Source organism: Bradyrhizobium sp. ORS 111 (assembly GCF_045571485.1).
Taxonomy (GTDB): Bacteria; Pseudomonadota; Alphaproteobacteria; order Rhizobiales; family Xanthobacteraceae; genus Bradyrhizobium.
The window spans coordinates 7,597,501-7,616,250 of record NZ_CP120701.1 but is presented as its reverse complement, the minus strand read 5'-3'; the positions used below and the strand labels follow the sequence as shown (position 1 = coordinate 7,616,250).

The 18,750-nt window shown below is 64.7% G+C and carries 17 protein-coding genes; 6 read left to right on the top strand and 11 right to left on the bottom strand.

Features of this window, described 5'->3' with window-relative positions; genetic code table 11:
- Position 1 precedes the first annotated feature (1 nt).
- The 3 genes from P6U30_RS35240 to P6U30_RS35230 are packed head-to-tail and all read left to right on the top strand — an operon-like array spanning position 2 to position 3,924.
- On the top strand, positions 2-1,111 hold the full coding sequence (locus tag P6U30_RS35240) for a microcin C ABC transporter permease YejB (protein ID WP_407167259.1): 1,110 nt from the start codon (positions 2-4) through the stop codon (positions 1,109-1,111).
- Entirely contained in the window at positions 1,111-2,295 is a 1,185-nt protein-coding gene (locus P6U30_RS35235; protein WP_407167258.1) for an ABC transporter permease, read from the top strand. The genes P6U30_RS35240 and P6U30_RS35235 overlap by 1 nt, the downstream gene beginning before the upstream one ends.
- 3 nt (positions 2,296-2,298) lie before the next feature.
- Positions 2,299-3,924, top strand: coding sequence for an ABC transporter ATP-binding protein (locus P6U30_RS35230; protein WP_407167257.1), 1,626 nt, complete (start codon positions 2,299-2,301; stop codon positions 3,922-3,924).
- A gap of 103 nt (positions 3,925-4,027) precedes the next feature.
- Here the strand turns inward: P6U30_RS35230 and P6U30_RS35225 are convergent, their stop codons facing one another.
- Together P6U30_RS35225 and P6U30_RS35220 are read right to left on the bottom strand one after the other, a co-directional pair.
- The gene (locus P6U30_RS35225) at positions 4,028-4,870 is read right to left on the bottom strand and encodes a C40 family peptidase (protein ID WP_407167256.1); all 843 of its coding nucleotides are present in this window, start codon (positions 4,868-4,870) and stop codon (positions 4,028-4,030) included.
- The gene (locus P6U30_RS35220; protein ID WP_407167255.1) at positions 4,863-6,242 is read right to left on the bottom strand and encodes a leucyl aminopeptidase family protein; all 1,380 of its coding nucleotides are present in this window, start codon (positions 6,240-6,242) and stop codon (positions 4,863-4,865) included. Before P6U30_RS35220 ends, P6U30_RS35225 begins: the two co-directional genes overlap by 8 nt.
- A 207-nt stretch (positions 6,243-6,449) precedes the next feature.
- Here P6U30_RS35220 and P6U30_RS35215 point away from each other — a divergent pair, with 207 nt between their 5' ends.
- The gene (locus P6U30_RS35215) at positions 6,450-7,259 is read left to right on the top strand and encodes a tetratricopeptide repeat protein (protein WP_407170621.1); all 810 of its coding nucleotides are present in this window, start codon (positions 6,450-6,452) and stop codon (positions 7,257-7,259) included.
- A gap of 98 nt (positions 7,260-7,357) precedes the next feature.
- Here P6U30_RS35215 and P6U30_RS35210 read toward each other — a convergent pair whose 3' ends face one another.
- The 9 genes from P6U30_RS35210 to P6U30_RS35170 form a co-directional block, all read right to left on the bottom strand.
- On the bottom strand, positions 7,358-8,332 hold the full coding sequence (locus P6U30_RS35210) for a type II secretion system F family protein (RefSeq protein ID WP_407167254.1): 975 nt from the start codon (positions 8,330-8,332) through the stop codon (positions 7,358-7,360).
- Between the two features lie 9 nt (positions 8,333-8,341).
- Complete coding sequence (locus P6U30_RS35205) at positions 8,342-9,319, bottom strand: type II secretion system F family protein (protein ID WP_407167253.1); 978 nt, start codon at positions 9,317-9,319, stop codon at positions 8,342-8,344.
- A gap of 11 nt (positions 9,320-9,330) precedes the next feature.
- The gene (locus tag P6U30_RS35200; protein WP_407167252.1) at positions 9,331-10,794 is read right to left on the bottom strand and encodes a CpaF family protein; all 1,464 of its coding nucleotides are present in this window, start codon (positions 10,792-10,794) and stop codon (positions 9,331-9,333) included.
- A gap of 24 nt (positions 10,795-10,818) precedes the next feature.
- The gene (locus P6U30_RS35195) at positions 10,819-12,084 is read right to left on the bottom strand and encodes a CpaE family protein (protein WP_407167251.1); all 1,266 of its coding nucleotides are present in this window, start codon (positions 12,082-12,084) and stop codon (positions 10,819-10,821) included.
- Positions 12,081-12,833, bottom strand: a complete 753-nt coding sequence (locus P6U30_RS35190; RefSeq protein ID WP_407167250.1) for a CpaD family pilus assembly protein — start codon at positions 12,831-12,833, stop codon at positions 12,081-12,083. Before P6U30_RS35190 ends, P6U30_RS35195 begins: the two co-directional genes overlap by 4 nt.
- Positions 12,834-12,843: 10 nt before the next feature.
- Positions 12,844-14,310, bottom strand: coding sequence for a type II and III secretion system protein family protein (locus tag P6U30_RS35185; RefSeq protein ID WP_407167249.1), 1,467 nt, complete (start codon positions 14,308-14,310; stop codon positions 12,844-12,846).
- Between the two features lie 17 nt (positions 14,311-14,327).
- Positions 14,328-15,125 (bottom strand): Flp pilus assembly protein CpaB, encoded by a 798-nt coding sequence (cpaB, locus tag P6U30_RS35180; protein WP_407170620.1) that lies wholly within the window; start codon positions 15,123-15,125, stop codon positions 14,328-14,330.
- A gap of 126 nt (positions 15,126-15,251) precedes the next feature.
- Complete coding sequence (locus P6U30_RS35175) at positions 15,252-15,776, bottom strand: prepilin peptidase (protein WP_407167248.1); 525 nt, start codon at positions 15,774-15,776, stop codon at positions 15,252-15,254.
- Positions 15,777-15,947: 171 nt separating this feature from the next.
- A complete protein-coding gene (locus P6U30_RS35170; protein WP_407167247.1) occupies positions 15,948-16,112 on the bottom strand; it encodes a Flp family type IVb pilin in 165 nt (54 codons plus the stop codon).
- A gap of 279 nt (positions 16,113-16,391) precedes the next feature.
- On the opposite strand from P6U30_RS35170, the gene P6U30_RS35165 reads away from it, so the two are divergent.
- Positions 16,392-17,219 (top strand): sterol desaturase family protein, encoded by an 828-nt coding sequence (locus P6U30_RS35165; protein ID WP_407167246.1) that lies wholly within the window; start codon positions 16,392-16,394, stop codon positions 17,217-17,219.
- Between the two features lie 24 nt (positions 17,220-17,243).
- Entirely contained in the window at positions 17,244-18,689 is a 1,446-nt protein-coding gene (locus tag P6U30_RS35160) for a hypothetical protein (protein WP_407167245.1), read from the top strand.
- The last annotated feature ends 61 nt before the right edge of the window (positions 18,690-18,750 follow it).

Here is an 18,750-nt window from a genome sequence, read left to right as displayed (position 1 = left end):
GATGAGCGCCTATATCGCCCGTCGCATTCTCCTGATGTTGCCGACGCTGCTGGGCATCCTGTTCGTCTCCTTCGTGGTCGTGCAGTTTGCCCCGGGCGGACCGGTCGAGCGCGTCATCGCGCAGATCAACGGCGCCGATACCGGCGGCACCTCGCGCGTGTCCGGCGGCGGCGGCGATTTCGCCGCACAGCGCGGCCAGAACAGCGCCGCAGCGAGCGCGATCAACTCGAAATACCGCGGCGCGCAGGGCCTCGATCCGGACTTCATCAAGAAGCTCGAGGTTCAGTTCGGCTTCGACAAGCCGGCGCCGGAGCGCTTCGCGCTGATGGTCTGGAATTTCGCCCGCTTCGATTTCGGCAAGAGCTATTTCCGCGACATCAGCGTGATCCAGCTCATCAAGGAGAAGCTGCCGGTCTCGATCTCGCTCGGGATCTGGATGACGCTGTTGACCTATCTGATCTCGATTCCGCTCGGAATTCGCAAGGCGGTCCAGGACGGATCACGGTTCGACACCTGGACCTCGGCGGTGATCATCATCGGCTTCGCCATTCCGGGCTTCCTGTTCGCGATCCTTTTGATCATCCTGTTCGCCGGTGGCTCATTCTTCAACATCTTCCCGTTGCGCGGACTGACGTCCGACGGCTGGTCGCAATTCCCCTGGTACTGGAAGATCATCGACTATTTCTGGCACATCACGCTGCCGATCATCTCGATGGCTCTCGGCGCCTTCGCCACCATGACGCTGCTCACCAAGAACTCGTTCCTCGACGAGATCCGCAAGCAATATGTGATGACGGCGCGGGCCAAGGGCTGCAGCGAGCGGCAGGTGCTCTATGGTCACGTCTTCCGCAACGCCATGCTGATCGTGATCGCGGGCTTCCCGGCCGCGTTCATCCACGCCTTCTTCTCCGGCTCGCTCCTGATCGAGACCATCTTCTCGCTCGACGGGCTCGGCCTGCTCAGCTTCGAGAGCGTCCTCAATCGCGACTATCCGGTGGTGTTCGGCACGCTGTTCATCTTTTCGCTGGTCGGTCTCGTGGTCAATCTGATCTCCGATCTCACCTATATGTGGATCGATCCGCGGATCGATTTTGAGGCGCGGGAGGTCTGATGACGATGCTCGCGCCAAAGCCGGTCGAGACCACGACGCAATCGCCGCTCGGCGAGGCGGTGCCTGCCACGCGCCACGGCTTCGCGCCGTCGCCGCTGAACAAGCGGCGCTGGCTGAACTTCAAGGCGAACCGCCGCGGCTACTGGTCGTTCTGGATCTTCCTCGTGCTGTTCGTGGTGTCGCTGTTCGCCAACGTCATCGCCAGCGACAAGCCGCTCGTCGTCAAGTATGACGGCCATTACTACTGGCCGGTGCTGTTCAGCTATGCCGAGACCACCTTCGGCGGCGATTTCGAGACCGCGGCCGACTATCGCGATCCCTATCTGCAGAAGCAGATCGCCGCCAAGGGCGGCAGCATGATCTGGCCGCCGATTCGCTATTCCTATGACACCCGCAACCTCGATCTGCCGACCCCGGCGCCATCGCCGCCGACCTGGTGGTTGACCGAGGCGCAGTGCAAGGACGTGGTGCAGCGGAAGGGACTCAAGAGCTGCCGTGACCTCGAATATAACTGGCTCGGCACCGACGATCAGGGCCGCGACGTTCTCGCGCGGCTGATCTATGGCTTCCGCATCTCGGTGCTGTTCGGTCTGACGCTGAGCATCCTGTCCTCGATCGTCGGCGTCGCCGCCGGCGGCGTGCAGGGCTATTTCGGCGGCTGGATCGACCTCACCTTCCAGCGGCTGATCGAGGTCTGGACCGCGATTCCCTCGCTCTATCTGCTCCTGATCATCTCGGCGGTGCTGCCGCCCGGCTTCTTCATCCTGCTCGGCATTCTGCTGTTGTTCTCATGGGTCTCGCTGGTCGGCCTGGTGCGTGCCGAGTTTTTGCGCGGGCGCAACTTCGAATATATCCAGGCGGCGCGTGCGCTCGGCGTCTCCAATGCGGTGATCATGTTCCGCCACCTGCTGCCGAACGCGATGGTCGCGACCATGACGTTCCTGCCCTTCATCGTGTCGTCCTCGGTGATGACGTTGACGGCGCTGGACTTCCTCGGCTTCGGCCTGCCGCCCGGATCGCCGTCGCTCGGCGAATTGTTGTCGCAGGGCAAGGCCAACGTGCAGGCGCCGTGGCTCGGTCTCACCGGCTTCTTCTCGGTCGCGATCATGCTGTCGCTGCTGATCTTCATCGGCGAAGCCGCGCGCGATGCCTTCGATCCGCGCAAGACGTTCTCGAAGGGCTGACGCATGGATGCCATCAACCAGCCGCTGCTCGATGTTTCCGAACTCTCGGTAGCGTTCGGTCGCTCGGTCGCGGTCGACCGGATCTCATTCTCGATCAAGCGCGGGGAGTGCGTGGCCCTGGTCGGCGAGTCCGGCTCGGGAAAATCGGTCAGCGCGCTGTCGATCCTGCGGCTGCTGCCCTATCCCGTGGCGTCGCATCCCTCCGGTGCAATCCGCTTTCGCGGCCGGGACCTTTTGACCGCGTCCGACCGAGAGATGCGCGAGGTTCGTGGCAATGACATCTCGATCATCTTCCAGGAGCCGATGACCTCGCTCAATCCGCTTCACACCATCGAAGCGCAGATCGGCGAGATCCTGTCGCTGCACCGGGGCATCGGCGGCGCGGCGGCTCGGGCGCGGACGCTGGAACTGCTGCGCCAGGTCGGCATCCCCGAACCGGAGACGCGGCTCAAGAGCTATCCGCACCAATTGTCGGGCGGTCAGCGCCAGCGGGTGATGATTGCGATGGCGCTCGCCAACGAGCCCGATCTGTTGATCGCGGACGAGCCGACCACGGCACTCGACGTCACCGTGCAGGCGCAGATCCTGACGCTGCTCGCGGAAATCCGCACCCGGCTCGGCATGAGCCTGCTGTTCATCACCCACGATCTCGGCATCGTCCGCCGCATCGCCGACACGGTCTGCGTGATGAACAACGGCAAGATCGTCGAGCAGGGCCCGGTCGAGCAGGTCTTCACCGCGCCGAAGCACGCCTATACCCGCGCGCTGCTCGCGGCCGAGCCGAAGCCCGATCCGGCGCCGCCGCAGCCCGGCGCGCCGGTGGTGATGTCGGCGGACAATCTCAAGGTCTGGTTTCCGATCAAGCGCGGCCTGTTGCGCTCCACCGTCGGCCATATCAAGGCGGTCGACGGCGTCAGTCTTGCCGTGCGCAAGGGCGAGACGCTCGGCGTCGTCGGCGAGTCCGGCTCCGGCAAGACCACCTTGGGGCTGGCGTTGCTCCGGCTGATTTCGTCGGACGGACCGATCGTGTTCCTCGGCAACGAGATCCAGGGCCTGCGCTTCAAGCAGATGCGGCCGTTCCGCCGCGACATGCAGATCGTATTCCAGGATCCGTTCGGCTCGCTTAGTCCACGCATGTCGGTAGCCGATATCATCGCCGAGGGGCTCGAAGTGCACCAGCCGCAGCTATCGCGCGAGGAGCGCGAGGCGCGGGTGGTGAAGGCACTCCAGGACGTCGGCCTCGATCCCAACTGGCGCTTCCGCTATCCGCATGAATTCTCCGGCGGTCAGCGCCAGCGCATCTCGATCGCACGCGCGGTCGTGCTGGAGCCGAACTTCATCGTGCTGGATGAGCCGACCTCGGCGCTCGACATGCTGCTCCAGGCGCAGATGGTCGACCTGTTGCGCGATTTGCAGCGCAAGCGCGATCTCACCTACATGTTCATCTCGCACGATCTGCGCGTGGTGGCCTCGCTCGCAAGCCACCTGATCGTGATGAAGTCCGGCAAGGTCGAGGAGGAAGGACCGGCCTCCGTGCTGTTCAAGAATCCGAAGAGCGACTACACCCGCGCACTGTTCGCCGCCGCGTTCCGGCTGGAGACCGACGGCGAGGGAGCGGTGGCGACGTAGTGATCCGAGTAGGATGGGTAGAGCGAAGCGAAACCCATCATCTTGCCGCGCCGTTTGCAGCCCGACGGGTTTCGCTGCGCTCCACCCATCCTACAGAATCTGCCTACAGCCGCTTGATCGTAACGACCTCGCTGCCGGCGGCCTTGATCCGCGCGATGGCGGGTTGCGTGGGCTCGATCACGGTTGCCATATGATGCGCGTTGGCGTGCACGATGGTGGAGGCGTCGCGCACGATAGCGACATGACCTTTCCAGAAGATCAGATCGCCACGCTGCAGATGCTTCTGCTCGGCTGCGCTCAGGTCGCGGCCGAGTCCATCCTGCTGCATGTCGCTGTCGCGCGGGCAGCCGGTGCCGGCCGCGGTCAGCGCGACCTGCACGAGGCCGGAGCAATCGATGCCGAGGCTCGACTTGCCGCCCCAGAGATACGGCGCCCCGACGAAACGCTCGGCGATCGCGACAAAGTCCCGTTCCACCGAATCGAGCGGGCTAAGATGCAGGCGTGGCAGGTGCCAGCCTTCGCGGGTCACGGCGAAGGCGCCGTCCTCGCGGACGACAGTCAGCTTCGTTCCCATCGCCAGCGCGTCGGCCGGCGGCAGCTTGATCGACGGTCCCGGAAAGGCAAGCGTGCGAAGCGCCGTCACTTTGTGGGTCGGCGCAGGACCGGGCTTGGTCAGCGTAGCCTCGGGGATCCAGCCGACATAGCCGTCATCAGTGAGCTGGCCCCACGCCCAGCCTTCGCCGTTGCGGTCGTAGACGGTGACGCGCTCGCCTTTGAGCGCCTGCGTCATCTGTTCGGCATCGGCGCCCGGCGCGCAGCGGAGCGGAGCAATGGCCTCGCCGACCTCGAATTCCTCGCCCTCGACGAAGCGTGCGGCTTTGACCCTGCCCTCGAGATATTTCGCGGCAAGGTCATCGCGGACCGGAGTCAGGCGCGGGTCATGCATAGCGCTGGCTCAGCAGCTTGTAGATCGCACGCGCGGCTTGACACTCGCCGCCCTCGGGGCGGCCGGGCTTCGCGGTCGGCGTCCAGCCATAGATATCGACATGCAGCCAGGCTTTCGCGTGCTCGACAAAGCGCTGTAGGAACAGCGCGCAGGTAATCGAGCCGGCGAAGCCGCCCGACGGCGCGTTGGTGATGTCGGCGGTCTTGGAGTCCAGCCAGGCGTCGTAGGCCGGCCACAGCGGCAGGCGCCACAGCGGATCGTTCTCGCTTTTGGCGAGGGCGGCGATGTCACCGGCGAGCGTCTCGTCGTTGGTATAGAACGGCGGCAGATCCGGTCCCAGCGCCACACGCGCCGCACCTGTGAGCGTGCCCAGATCGATCAGCAGATCGGGCTTCTCCTCATCGGCCAGCGCCAGCGCGTCGGCGAGCACCAGCCGCCCCTCGGCATCGGTGTTGCCGATCTCGACGGTGATGCCCTTGCGCGACCGGAAGACGTCGAGCGGGCGGAACGCGTTGCTGGCGACCGCGTTCTCGACCGCCGGGATCAGCACGCGCAGCCGCACCTTCAGCTTGGCGTCCATCACCATCTGCGCCAGCGCCAGCACGTTGGCAGCGCCGCCCATGTCCTTCTTCATCAGCAGCATGCCGCTCGACGGCTTGAGATCGAGCCCGCCGGTATCGAAGCAAACACCCTTGCCGACCAACGTCACCTTCGGATGCGCCGGATCGCCCCAGGTCAGATCGATCAGCCGGGGGGCGCGCGCCGAAGCCATGCCGACGGCGTGGATCAGCGGAAAACCCTGCTCCAGCGCCGCGCCGGTGATGCAGTTGAAGCCGGCGCCGAACCGCGTCGCCAGTTCCTGCGCCGCGCCCGCGAGCTCGGCCGGGCCCATGTCGTTGGACGGCGTATTGATGAGGTCTCGCGCAAGTGCCGCCGCATTCGCCATGCGTGTGATGTCGGCGGCGTCGACCCCCTCGGGCGGCACCAGCCGCACTTCGGGCGCCTCTTTCTTGCGATAGCGGCTGAAGCGGTAGCAGCCGAGTGCGAAGGCGAGCGCGGCAAGCCTGATGTCGTGCGGCGCGTTGGCAAAGCGGTAAACGCCCGGCGGCAGCAAGCCGGGCAAAGCGCCCGGCCGGAACGGATCGCGCGCCTTGTGGCTGTCCTCCTCGAGGCCGAACAGCACCTGCGCAATGCTGCCGTCGGATGCCGGCAGTGCCAGGCATTTGCCGGGCTTGGCCGCAAAGCCGTTGGCCTCGGCGAACTGCCGCGCCGGCGCGGGCAACTCGCTCCGGATCGCATCCCATGTCGTCTTGGTGACGAAAGTGATCGGGATCGCGTCGGTTACAAGTGCGGTTTCGAACACGGATGACATGCGATTCTCGGCTATTCTGGCGTCGTAGGTCGCTACTACACGCCTTTCGCCGTGGATGGTAGCGCGGCAGCGGTTGGCGGCACCGGCAGAATCGGACCTCGTCGCCGCGTTCGCGACGGAACCCAATTAACCAGACGTTAGGCTTAACAGTCTATTGCTGGCCCATTCGGCTCGTTCCATTTGCCCGATTTCGTGAGTCAAAGCGCCATGCGTGGACAGTCCAACCTGGGCCGGCTTGCTGCCCGGCATGTCGTTTCCGCGGCCGTCGTGGCGATCCTGGCTGCGGGCCTCGGCGGTTGTCAGACCATGTCCGACGTGACGGGATCCCTGGCGACCCGGACGCCATCCGCGCCTGATGATCCGCACCGGGCCGCGGAAGTTTATGGCGAGCGCTACCGCAAGAATCCGAAGGATGTCGACGCTGCGTTGGCGTACGGCCAGGCATTGCGGGCCACCGGCCAGCGCGCGCAGGCCTGCGCCGTGCTGGAACAAGCGACCATCGCCAATCCCGGCAACCGGCTGCTGCTTGCCGCCTACGGCCGCGCGCTCGCCGACAACGGTAATTCGCAGGCCGCCTTCGACGTGCTGAGCCGTGCGCACAGCCCGGACAATCCGGACTGGCGCATTCTGTCGGTGCAGGGCACGACGCTCGACAAGATGGGCCGTCACGACGAGGCGCGCCGCTACTACGCGAGCGCGCTGAGGATCGCCCCGGACGAACCGTCGGTGCTGTCCAATCTCGGCCTCTCCTACATGCTGACCAAGGATCTGCCCAAGGCCGAGGAGACGCTGCGCCGTGCCTATGCCGGCGCGCGCAGCGACGGGCGGATACGGCAAAACCTGGCGCTCGTCGTCGGCCTGCAGGGCCGCTTCACGGAAGCCGAAAGCATCGTCAAGGCCGATCTGCCACCGGGCGAGGCGGAGGCCAATGTCGCCTATCTGCGCGACATGCTGAACCGTAAGGACGGTCCGCGCACCGCGTCGAAATCCGCTCCGGTAGTCGCCCAGGACGACTGAAGCAGAGGCGATCAGCAAGGCTGCGGTCTGTCCGATGTAACCCGCAAAAGCAACGCCCGGCCAAGCCGGGCGTCGTCGTTTCCGTGTGTCCGCGCGTCCTAATAGATCGCCGTCAGCTTGATGTAGGACGGACCGAGGATCACGATGAACAGGCAGGGCAGGAAGAACAGGATCATCGGCACGGTCAGCTTGGGCGGCAGCGCCGCCGCCTTCTTCTCGGCCTCGTTCATCCGCATGTCGCGATTTTCCTGTGCCATCACGCGCAGGCTCTGGCCGAGCGGCGTGCCGTAGCGTTCCGACTGCTGCAGGGCGAGGCACACCGACTTGACGCCCTCGAGCCCGACGCGACGCGCCAGGTTCTCATAGGCGGCCTTGCGATCCTGCAGATAGGAGAGCTCCGCCGTGGTCAGCGCGAACTCCTCCGACAGCGCCAGTGACTGTCCGGCGATCTCCTGGGCCACCTTGCGGAAGGCGACTTCGACCGACATGCCTGACTCGATGCAGATCAGCAGCAGGTCGAGCGAATCGGGGAAGGCGCGCTTGATCGAGAGCTGACGCTTGGCGATGGCGTTCCTCAGGAACAGCATCGGAGCCTGCAGACCGGCATAGGCTGCCGCGACGCAGATGCCGATCTTGATCGGCATCGACCAGCCGGCACCCACGATGAAGAATGTATAGACGATGGCAGCCAGCAGAAGCACGATCGGGGCGACCGCGCGCGCGAACAGGAACGTCACGTAGGGGGCGTGGCCGCGATAGCCCGCCATCACCAGCTTCTCGAGCGCGGCCTCCTGAGCCAGCCATTTGGTGAGGTTCAGGTCGTCGACCACCTTGGAGACGATCTGCTTCGGCGTCTGCCGCAGCGCCACCTTCTCCGTCTTGGCCAGGCGGTCGCGCTCACGCTGCCGGATGCGCTCGCGCTCGCTGGCGACGGCCTTCATGCGCTTGTTGAGGTTGCCTCCGGCGAACAGCGGCATCACCAGCGTATAGACCGTGGCGCTTGCCGCGAAGAAGGCAAGCAGCATGGTCATGAACCTGACGTCGTGGAGCTTAGCGACAAGGAACTCGATCATGCTGCACCGTCAGAAATCGAAGTTGATCATCTTCTTCATCACGAGAACGCCGATCGACATCCAGACGGCGCAGCACACCAGCATCAACTGGCCGGTCGGATGGGTCCACAGCAGCGCGATGTAATCGGGCGTCGTGATGAACACGAGCAGCATGACGATCGGCGGCAGCGATCCGATGATGCCGGCCGAAGCCTTGGCTTCCATCGACATCGCCTGGATCTTTTCGGCCATCTTCTTGCGGTCGCGCAGCACTCTCGACAGGTTGCCGAGTGCCTCCGACAGGTTGCCGCCGGATTTCTGCTGGATCGCGATCACGATGCCGAAGAAGTTCGCCTCGGGCAGCGGCATGCGTTCATAGAGCCGGGAGCAGGCCTCGGCGAGCGGCATGCCGATCGCCTGGGTTTCGATGATGGCGAGAAATTCGCTGCGTAGCGGTTCCGGCGAATCGGCGGCGACTACCTTGATCGATTCGAACAGCGGCAGACCGGCCTTGATGCCGCGCACGATGACGTCGACGGCGTCGGGCAGCGCCTTCAGAAATGCCTTTTCCCGCCGCTTCTTCAGGAAGCTAAGCAGCCAGCGCGGCAGCCCGAAGCCCATCGCAAAGCCGATGCCGGCCGCGCCGAGCAGGCCGCCGCCGGCCAGGAATGCCGCGCCGAACCCGAACAAGCCGAGCACGCCGGAGATGATCCAGAACTTCTGCTCGGACCATTCCAGTCCGGCTTGCGAGATGCGCATGCCGAGCGGGATCTTCTTGTCCTTCTGGCTCCGCGCCTCCAGCTCCTTCAGCGATCCCTCGACCTGCTCGCGGCGTGAGCGCTGCGAGCGTTCGGGACCGCGCGCGGCGCTCGTCTCGGAGCGCGCCACCGACGCGCGCCGGGACTCGGCCTTCTTTTCCCCGGACAGATAGGGATACAGGAAGACCCAGGCGAGGCCGCCCACGGTTGTTGCGGCCAGGAACGCCACGGCAAGGGTTTGCATCTGCATCTTGCGCTTCCTCAGGTCGGCGGCGGCGCTTCGGAGGCATCGAGCGCTGCCGCAAGCCGCTTCTCTTCGTTGTAGTAGCGCGCGCGTTCCCAGAATTTCGGCCGGCCGATGCCGGTCGAGCGGTGCCTGCCGATGATCTTGCCGTTGGCATCCTCGCCGATCATGTCGTAGAGGAAGATGTCCTGGGTGATGATGGTGTCGCCTTCCATGCCCATCACCTCGGTGATGTGGGTGATGCGGCGCGAGCCGTCGCGCAGGCGAGCGGCCTGGATGATGACGTCGATCGAGGCGCAGATCATCTCGCGGATCGTGCGGGATGGAAGCGAGAATCCGCCCATGGTGATCATAGATTCGCAGCGCGAGAGCGCCTCGCGCGGATTGTTGGCGTGCAGCGTGCCCATCGAGCCGTCATGGCCGGTGTTCATCGCCTGCAACAGGTCGAACGCCTCGGGTCCGCGGACTTCGCCGACGATGATGCGCTCCGGGCGCATACGCAGGCAGTTGCGGACCAGTTCGCGCATCGTGACCTGGCCTTCGCCCTCGATGTTCGGCGGGCGGGTTTCCAACCGCACCACATGCGGCTGTTGCAACTGGAGTTCGGCGGCGTCTTCGCAGGTGATGACACGCTCGTCGTGCTCGATGTAATTGGTCAGGCAGTTCAGCAGCGTCGTCTTGCCGGAGCCGGTGCCGCCGGAAATCAGCACGTTGCAGCGGACCCGGCCGATGATCTGCAGGATGGTCGCCCCTTCCGGCGTGATCGCGCCGAACTTGACGAGCTGCTCCAGCGTCAGCTTGTCCTTCTTGAACTTGCGGATGGTGAGCGCGGGGCCGTCGATCGCGAGCGGCGGGACGATGGCGTTGACGCGGGAGCCGTCGGCGAGACGCGCGTCGCAGATCGGCGAGGATTCGTCGACGCGCCGGCCGACCTGGCTGACGATGCGCTGGCAGATGTTCAGAAGCTGCTGGTTGTCGCGGAAGCGGATGCCGGTGCGCTGGATCTTGCCGCCGACTTCAATGAACACGGTGCCCGCGCCGTTCACCATGATGTCGGCGATGTCGTCGCGCGACAGGAGGGGTTCCAGCGGTCCATAGCCAAGCACGTCGTTGCAGATGTCGTCGAGCAGCTCCTCCTGCTCGGCGATCGACATCACGATGTTCTTGATCGCGATGATCTCGTTGACGATGTCGCGAATTTCCTCGCGCGCCGATTCGCTGTCCAGCTTGGCGAGCTGGGCGAGGTCGATCGCCTCGATCAGGGCGCCGAAGATCGTCGCCTTGACCTGATAATAGTTGTCCGAGCGGCGGGTCTCGATGGTGGGAGCGGGCGCCGGCTTCGCCGGGGCGAGCGGCGGCGACGATATCGCCGGTGCGGCGGACTCGCGCGGCATCGCCGACGGCCCGGAAGGCTCCGGGGTCTGAAATGCGGGCTTGGGCGCCCGCAGGTCCGAATCGCTTCCGCTACGCTTACCAAACACGACGTCTCGTCTCCACGCGGGCCGCTACTTCGCCCGCAGCTTGTCGAGCAGGGGTGACAGGAACGAACTCTTCGGCTTCTTGGTCTCGCCGCGGCCGGTCAGCCGCTGCGCCATTTGCAGGAACATCTCGACGGCGCGATGATTGGCGGAGATCTCCGCGATCATCTGGCCGTTGTTGGCGGCCGAACCGAAGATTTGCGGATCGAATGGGATGGCGACGATCGGCTGGCTTTCGATCGCCTTGGCGAACTCGCCGGCCGCGATCTCCGGGCGTTTCGGCATTCCGACTTGGTTCAGGCAGTACAACGGGGCGCGGTCGTTCGGTCGCGCCGCCTTCAGCAGGTCGAACATGTTCTTGGCGTTGCGCAGATTGGCAAGGTCGGGCGCGGCCACGATCAGGATGTCGTCGGCTGCGATCAGCGCCCGCTTGGTCCAGCCCGACCATTGGTGGGGCACGTCGAGAACGATGCAGGGCATCGTGGTGCGCAGCGTATCGAAGATCGCGTCGAACGCTTCGGATCCGAAATCGTACACCTTGTCGAGCGTCGCCGGCGCCGCCAGCAAGCTCAGATGGTCGGTGCATTTCGACAGCAGGCGGTCGATGAAGGCGGTATCGACGCGGTCGGGCGAGAACACCGCATCCGCGATGCCTTGCGCCGGGTCCTGATTGTAATTGAGGCCAGCGGTGCCGAAAGCGAGATCGAGATCGGCGACGACGGAATCCAGCGCCAGGTCGCGGGCGATCGCCCAGGCGACGTTGTGGGCGATCGTGGAGGCGCCGACACCGCCTTTGGCGCCGACGATGGCAATGATGCGGCCGACCGCCTTGGCTTCGGGCGCCGAGAACAGATTGCAGATCGCGCGCACCACGTCGATCGCCTGCGCCGGCGCGATCACATAGTCGCTGACGCCGCGGCGCACCAGCTCGCGATACAGCGTGACGTCGTTGACGCGGCCGATCACGATCACGCGGGTGCCGGCGTCGCAGACCGTGGCGAGCTGATCGAGGCCGGCCAGGATGTCGTTGCGGGCTTCGGTTTCGAGAACGATGACGTTGGGCGTCGGCGCCGAGCGATAGGCCTCGATGGCTGCCGCCATCCCGCCCATCTGGATCTTGAGGTGCGCCTTGGCCAGCCGGCGATCTTCGCCCGCCGACTGCACGGCGGCAGCGGTCTCGACCGTCTCGCAAAACGCCTGCACCGAAACCCGCGGCGCCGGCGCAATATGATCCTCCGCGGGCGAGGTGACGTCCGGCTGCTCTTCGGAGTTTTGTCTCGCGTAGGTGATCATTTGCCAGTGTCGCTGAGTTTGGCCCTGTCGGACTCGGGATAGGTCGTCGCGGTGGTGGTCCCCTTGCGGTACTTGTCGAAGGCGATGTTACGACGCGGCGTATAGGCCGGAGTTTCGGCGCGCGGCTGCACGATATCCGTCGGATCCTCGACCATGGCCGCGAAGTTGCGCTGCGTGGCGCAACCGAAATTGTAGTACTGCTTGTTCTCGATGTAGGACTTGTTGTGGATCGACGGGCCGAGATCCTCCGGCCACAGGCCGCACGGTCCGGCGACCGCCGTCATCTTCGGATAGTTCACCCTGATCGCCGGCATCTGGCGCGGATCGTCGGGATGATATTTGCGGACGATGACCCCGCGCGGCGGCACGCCGGCGGCGGCGAACGTGGCCTGGATCTCGCGCAGCGAATCTTGAGCGGCGCGGGCGTTCGGGGTGTCGACGGGCACGTCGATGCTGACGGCACCGGTGCCCTCACGCATCCAGTCCCGCGCCATGCCCATCACTTCGGCGCGCTGCTCGGCGGTCAGGCCGCCGCGGCCGCGACCGACGAAGACCACGATCGAGCGATCAGCCTCGGTGACGGCGATCGGATGACGCTGGCGGTAGTCGGCCGGCGCATTGATCATCGCGAGGCTGTCGTCGTTGGTGTGCTGACAGGCGCCGAGTGCCACGGAAAGACCGAGGAGCGCCCCGCTGAGACAGAGCGCGCGCGTCCAACCGGCGGGTGTCATGAATGTCGTCTGCGTCATCGTCCCCGCCTCAGTCGGTAATGAAGCCGTAAGTGCCGCGGTAATTCCGCGCCGGGTCGGTGCGTCCCGGTACGCCGTAGATGCGATTGATGCTGCCCAGCAGGTCGGCCTGTGGATCGGACGCGTTGGCGAAGCCGTCATCCGGTCGCGACAAATCCTTCTGCGCCACCGCGCGGACGACGTAGGGCGTGACCAGCACCATCAGCTCGGTCTGCTTGTTGACGAAGTCACGGCTGCGGAACAGCGTGCCGAGCACCGGGAGCGAGGCGAGGCCGGGAAGCCCGTTGATCGCCTGCTTGGTCTGGTCCTGGATCAGGCCGGCCATCGCCATCGAACCGCCCGATGGAATTTCCAGCGTGGTTTCGGCGCGGCGGGTCTTGATCGAGGGAATCGTCGTTCCGCCCTGGCCGCCGGTCAGCGCATTCTCGTTCGAGACTTCGGAGACTTCCGTCATCACCCGCAAGCTGATCCGCCCTTCGGTGAGCACCACCGGCGTGAAGTTCAGCGAGATACCGAATTTCTTGAAGCTGACGGTCTGGACGCAATTGCCGATCGTGCCGGTCGACGACGTCTGACAGGTCACGCCGGTCGGAATTGGAAATTCGCCGCCCGAGATGAAGGTCGCCGATTCACCGGAGATCGCCGTCAGGTTCGGCTCGGCGAGCGTCCGTACGATGCCCGCGCTTTCCATTGCGCGGAGTGTCGCCGAGACCGAGGGCGTCGCGCCGAACGAGGTGGTGATCTCGTTGGTCGGCACCAGCGGCGCGGTGTTCGCCGTGAACGGATTGCTGTTGTTGAACTTCACGACCGCCGTGCCGTAGTTGAGGTTGGCGGTAAGATCGATGCCGAGCTGCTTGACAAGGCTGCGCGAGACTTCGGCAACCGTGACCTTCAGCATCACCTGGTCGCGGCCGCGGACCGCGATGGAGTTCACGACCTTGTCGGCGCCGCCGGCGAGCCGCGCTGCGATATCATTGGCCTGCTGCGCCTCGATCGGGCTCGATGCGGTGCCCGACAGCATGATACTGTCGCCGATGCCCTCGACCTGGATGTCGGCATTGGGCATCACCTGTCGCAATGCGGCACGTATGCCGTTCAGGTCGCGCTTGACGGCGATGTCATAGGCGGCGATCTGCTGGCCGGCGGCGTCGAAGAACACGATGTTGGTCTGCCCGACCGTCGCGCCGATGATGTAGGCGCGCTGCGCCGAGCGGACGACGGCATTGGCGATCTTGGGATCGGCGACCAGCACGTCCTTGATGTCCCGCGGCAGATCGATCACCACGGATTTGCCGATGCCCAGCGACAGGAAGCGCGCATTCATCTGGCCGTCGGCGGAAATCGGCGCCGGGACGCGATAATCGCTTGCCATAACCGGGATCAGCGCCGGGTTGAGCGTGAATGCTGCGACCGCCGAAAACGACAGGGCACGGACCACAGAAGTCCGCATCCCCCGTTGAGTTGCCCCGCAGCTCATCCCCTGTGCCCTCATCGTCACTTCTGCATCGTTGCCTGGCTGGCAACGCCGTAGCGGATGACGTTCACCGTCTCGCCGCGTCTGTTGTGGTTGTCATCGGTCGGCAGGTCGGTCGCGTTGAGATCCGCGATGCTGCGCAGCGCGAGCGACAGCGTACCGCTCTGGCGCGCGCGCGCCAGCGTCTCGGTCTGCTCGGGCTTCAGCTCCAGCGTCACGGTCTTGCCGATCACGGCGTTGGTGCCGTCCTTCTCCTTCGGAGCCTGATCGATCGCGAGCACGCGGACATTGGTCAGGATCACCTCGGAGTTGACGACGTCGGCGCCGGCGCGGTCGGGATTCTTGTCCCGTCGGGACAGCAGGACATCGACCCGGTCGTTCGGCAGGATGAAGCCGCCGGCTGCCGTTTCAGGCGATATTTCGGTTGATACGGCGCGCATGCCGCTCGGCAGGATTGCTGCCATGAATCCGCTTCCGTCGGCCTTGACGAGCTTCTGCTCGCGGATCGGCTCGCCCTGGATGAACGGGGCGCGGGCAATCGAGCCCGTGACGTCCTTGATGGCGTCGGCACGGGTGTCGCGGCGCATGAAGCTGTTGCTGGCGGTCGCCGCTGGCCAAGTCTGCCACTGCAGGTCGTCAGGCTTCACAGTCTGGCCGAGACCGATATCGGACCGTGCGACCAGAATATCGACCGTCGGGAGCTGCGCGACGGGGGCTGCGACGGGGGCAGGCTTGTTGTCGCTTCCGCTCGCCAGATAGAGCGCGGCGAGGCCGGCGCAGCCTGCGATAGCGAGGACGACAATGCGGGCCGTATTCATCACGCTTCACTTTCCACATGACACCGCGACGCTGCCGCCGCCGTGATGGGAGTTGACCAGCTATTCGTCAAAGCATGGTTAATGAGGCGTATCTAAATCGGCTTAACGGCTGGTTACCCGTGGTTCTCAGCGCATGGCGAGATGGGCGAGATCGATCGTCTTGATCCAGACGGTCTCCGGATAGACCAGCAATGCACCGAGCGCGAGCGCGATACCGTAAGGGATGCCGGTCCGCTTGTCGTGCAGGCGGGCGAGCCACGTCTGCGAGGCGAGCCGATACGGCAGCGGCCACAGCCTGAACTGCAACAGCAGCATGGTCAGCACGCCGCCGAACAGCGATGCCAGGACCAGGTATTCGAGCAGGTGCTCGAAGCCGAACCAGAGGCCGACCGCCGCCGCGATTTTGGCGTCGCCGCCGCCGACCCATCCCATCGCAAACATGGCGAACGCCACCGCGAGCACCAGCGCGCCGGCGCCGACATGGCTGAGGATGTCGTGAACTCCCATCCCCGACAGCGGCGCCAGGACTGCGAAGCCGGCGAGCAGCGCCAGAGACACCCGGTTCGGGATCGTCATGGTCAGCAGATCGCTCGCTGCCGCGAATGCCATCAAGGCCGGAAACAGCATCAAGCGCGCGATGTCGAGGATCATGGATGAAAACGCCATCAAGCCGGAGCTGGGGTCGAAATCCGACGCTAGCTGCCAATGGTGAACAATCGGGAAAGAGCCGTTCGCAGCCTTTGAAGAAGAGGGGAGCGACGGCCCAAAACAGTAAAGGTCCCGGGAGCACCGGGACCTTTGAGGCAAACTCGCCGGAACGGCTTACTTGAGCGAGGTCGAGATCGTGACGAACTTCCCGGACAGCGCCGTGCCGACGCCGTTGACCGCAGCGATGATCGCGATCGCGATGCCGGTTGCGATCAGTCCATACTCGATAGCGGTCGCGCCGGACTCGTCCTTCGCGAAGCGCGAAACAAGGTTCTTCATAAATGACTCCTGTGTACACGTGGCTGGTCGAACTATAGTTGGTCTGGCCGGCGTTCTCAGCACCGTGACCATCGCGGCACCCTAGGTTTCGACAATTGCGGCGCAGTTAATTTGATCGCGCAAAAATGGCCGGACCCCGCAGTTGTTGCGCACAGTAAATTTGGCATTAAGCCGATTGCGAAAATCGCGAATTGTTCCGGGATTTCAGGGTCGACCAGGATTCACGGGTCTTTAAGCGCAACTCGATACCCATCAGGGCTGCCATTGGACGAGGCCGCCATGCCCACACTCCCTCTTGAAGTCATCGAGATGCTCGGCCAGACCATGATCAAGGTCATGCCGATCACGGCAATGCTGGCGGTCATCTTCACCGTGCTGACTCACTTCTGGGCCTGCAATCCCGGCAAGCCGTGGTGGCAGAAGCGCGAGCTCGTCACCGACATCTGCTACTGGTTCTTCGTGCCGGTGTTCGCGCGCGTGTTTCGCATCGGGCTGCTGGTCGTTGGTGCCGCGGCTGTCTTCAACGTGCACGGCGCGGACGAACTGATCGCATTCTATGACAACGGACACGGGCCGCTGTCGAAGCTTCCGCTTGCACTGCAGGCGATCCTCTTCCTGGTTGCGTCGGACTTCATGCTCTACTGGCTGCACCGGATGTTTCACGGCGGTGACTTCTGGAAATACCATGCGATCCATCACTCGTCAGAGGATCTCGAGTGGATTTCCGCGGCGCGCTTCCACCCCGTGAACTTGCTGATCGGAACGATCTCGGTTGATGTCGTCCTGCTGATGGCGGGCATCTCGCCGAACATCATGCTGTGGGTCGGCCCGTTCACCACATTCCACTCAGCCTTTGTCCACGCCAACCTGAACTGGACGCTGGGTCCGTTCAAATACGTAATCGCGACGCCGGTCTTTCACCGCTGGCATCACACCAGCGTCGATGAAGGCGGCGACACCAACTTTGCCGGCACCTTCCCGATCTGGGATATCCTGTTCGGAACATTCCGGATGCCCGACAACGTGCTGCCCGCGAATTACGGTGCCGACGACAAGGCAATTCCCGCCGAGATCGGCGGACAACTGGCCTACCCGTTTCGTCAATGAGTTGATTGTCCGGCCTATGCCGCCATGAGCTCAGAGAACGCAACCATTCCACGGGACAGAGCCTCGGTCCTCGGCGAGGTGCCCGCCTGGTTTCTGGTGGCGTGCGGCATCTATGGGCTGCTGCTGTTCGCCGGCAGCAGCATGCTTGCCGACTCCGACACCTACTGGCAGATCGCCGTCGGCCGATGGATTCTGGATCACGGCACGGTGCCGTCGGTCGATATCTATTCGTTCACCAGGGCCGGCGAACCATGGATGTCGTCGTCATGGCTTTCGCAGGTTCTGTACGCGTTGGCCTACGATCTGGCCGGATGGACCGGACCCGCGGCGCTGGCCGCGATTTGCATCGCCGCTGCGTTCGCGCACCTCACCGCCATACTGAGCTGCCGGATGCCCTCGATCTATGCGAGCGTGGTTGCGCTCGCCGCATTTGCGCTGTCGACCTCGCACCTGCTGGCCCGTCCGCACGTTCTGGTGCTGCCGGTCATGATCGCCTGGACCAATGGTCTGATGGGCGCCAGCGAGCACCGCCAGGCGCCGTCGTTCTGGCTGCTGCCGTTGATTGCGCTCTGGGCCAATCTACACGGCGGATTCCTGTTCGGCCTGGTGCTGGTCGGCGCATTCGCACTCGACGCCATCTGGAACGCCGCGCCAGCGCAGCGGCCGCCGCTGGCGCTGCGCTGGACCGGCTTCGGGATCGCCGCGCTGGCCGCGTGCTGCGTGACGCCCTATGGCTGGGGTTCGATCTTCGCTTCGCTGAAGATTCTAAGTCTCGGTGAACTGTTGCATCTCATCGGGGAATGGATGCCGGTGGATTTCGGCCGCAGCGGCGGTTTCGAGTTTGCCGTTATCGCCCTGATCGCCGCCGCGCTCTACCGCGGCGTGAGGCTGCCGCCGCCGCGGATCGCTCTTGTGCTCGGCCTGCTGTACATGGCGTTGTCCCACGTCCGGAATATCGAGATCTTCGCCCTGTTGCTGCCGATGGTCGTCCTGACGCCGGTGGCGGCCCAGTTCGGCTTGCAGGCGGCTCGCGTGGTTCGGCTCAGGGCCGCACCGGCAGTCGCGCTGCTGGTCGCGCTCTGCGGCTCGACCTGGGCTGTTGCCGGAAGCGATCGCATCGCGCCGCCTGCCGCGCAATCGCCTGAGGCCGCGGTCGACCTGTTGAAGGCGCGCAACCTCAGGCGGGTCCTTAACGACCTTCCGTTCGGCGGCTACCTGATCTGGCGACAGGTGCCGGTGTTCGTCGACGGCCGTGCCGAGCTGTATGGCGAGGCGTTCGATGTCGCCTATTACCGTGCGCTGCAGCTAAAGGATGTCGATTGCTTCATCGATCTACTCCGCACTTACAGCATCGATGCCGTGATGCTGGAGCCGACGACGCCTGCGATCAAGCTGCTGGATCACATCGGCGGCTGGCAGCGTGTCTACGCTGACGATCACGCGGTGGTCTACGCGCGCACCGCCAATTGACCAGTCCCGGCTATGGCTACTGCTGCCGCGCCGATGCGGGCGCTTCGACATACGCGCGATC

What these genes read in the sequence shown, in the direction of transcription:
- P6U30_RS35240 (WP_407167259.1), top strand. Translation starts at nt 2, where the DNA reads ATGAGCGCCTATATCGCCCGTCGCATTCTCCTGATGTTGCCGACGCTG.
- P6U30_RS35235 (WP_407167258.1), top strand. Translation starts at nt 1,111, where the DNA reads ATGACGATGCTCGCGCCAAAGCCGGTCGAGACCACGACGCAATCGCCG.
- P6U30_RS35230 (WP_407167257.1), top strand. Translation starts at nt 2,299, where the DNA reads ATGGATGCCATCAACCAGCCGCTGCTCGATGTTTCCGAACTCTCGGTA.
- P6U30_RS35225 (WP_407167256.1), bottom strand. Translation starts at nt 4,870, where the DNA reads ATGCATGACCCGCGCCTGACTCCGGTCCGCGATGACCTTGCCGCGAAA.
- P6U30_RS35220 (WP_407167255.1), bottom strand. Translation starts at nt 6,242, where the DNA reads ATGTCATCCGTGTTCGAAACCGCACTTGTAACCGACGCGATCCCGATC.
- P6U30_RS35215 (WP_407170621.1), top strand. Translation starts at nt 6,450, where the DNA reads ATGCGTGGACAGTCCAACCTGGGCCGGCTTGCTGCCCGGCATGTCGTT.
- P6U30_RS35210 (WP_407167254.1), bottom strand. Translation starts at nt 8,332, where the DNA reads ATGATCGAGTTCCTTGTCGCTAAGCTCCACGACGTCAGGTTCATGACC.
- P6U30_RS35205 (WP_407167253.1), bottom strand. Translation starts at nt 9,319, where the DNA reads ATGCAGATGCAAACCCTTGCCGTGGCGTTCCTGGCCGCAACAACCGTG.
- P6U30_RS35195 (WP_407167251.1), bottom strand. Translation starts at nt 12,084, where the DNA reads ATGATCACCTACGCGAGACAAAACTCCGAAGAGCAGCCGGACGTCACC.
- P6U30_RS35190 (WP_407167250.1), bottom strand. Translation starts at nt 12,833, where the DNA reads ATGACGCAGACGACATTCATGACACCCGCCGGTTGGACGCGCGCGCTC.
- P6U30_RS35185 (WP_407167249.1), bottom strand. Translation starts at nt 14,310, where the DNA reads ATGAGCTGCGGGGCAACTCAACGGGGGATGCGGACTTCTGTGGTCCGT.
- cpaB (WP_407170620.1), bottom strand. Translation starts at nt 15,125, where the DNA reads ATGAATACGGCCCGCATTGTCGTCCTCGCTATCGCAGGCTGCGCCGGC.
- P6U30_RS35175 (WP_407167248.1), bottom strand. Translation starts at nt 15,776, where the DNA reads ATGATCCTCGACATCGCGCGCTTGATGCTGTTTCCGGCCTTGATGGCA.
- P6U30_RS35170 (WP_407167247.1), bottom strand. Translation starts at nt 16,112, where the DNA reads ATGAAGAACCTTGTTTCGCGCTTCGCGAAGGACGAGTCCGGCGCGACC.
- P6U30_RS35165 (WP_407167246.1), top strand. Translation starts at nt 16,392, where the DNA reads ATGCCCACACTCCCTCTTGAAGTCATCGAGATGCTCGGCCAGACCATG.
- P6U30_RS35160 (WP_407167245.1), top strand. Translation starts at nt 17,244, where the DNA reads ATGAGCTCAGAGAACGCAACCATTCCACGGGACAGAGCCTCGGTCCTC.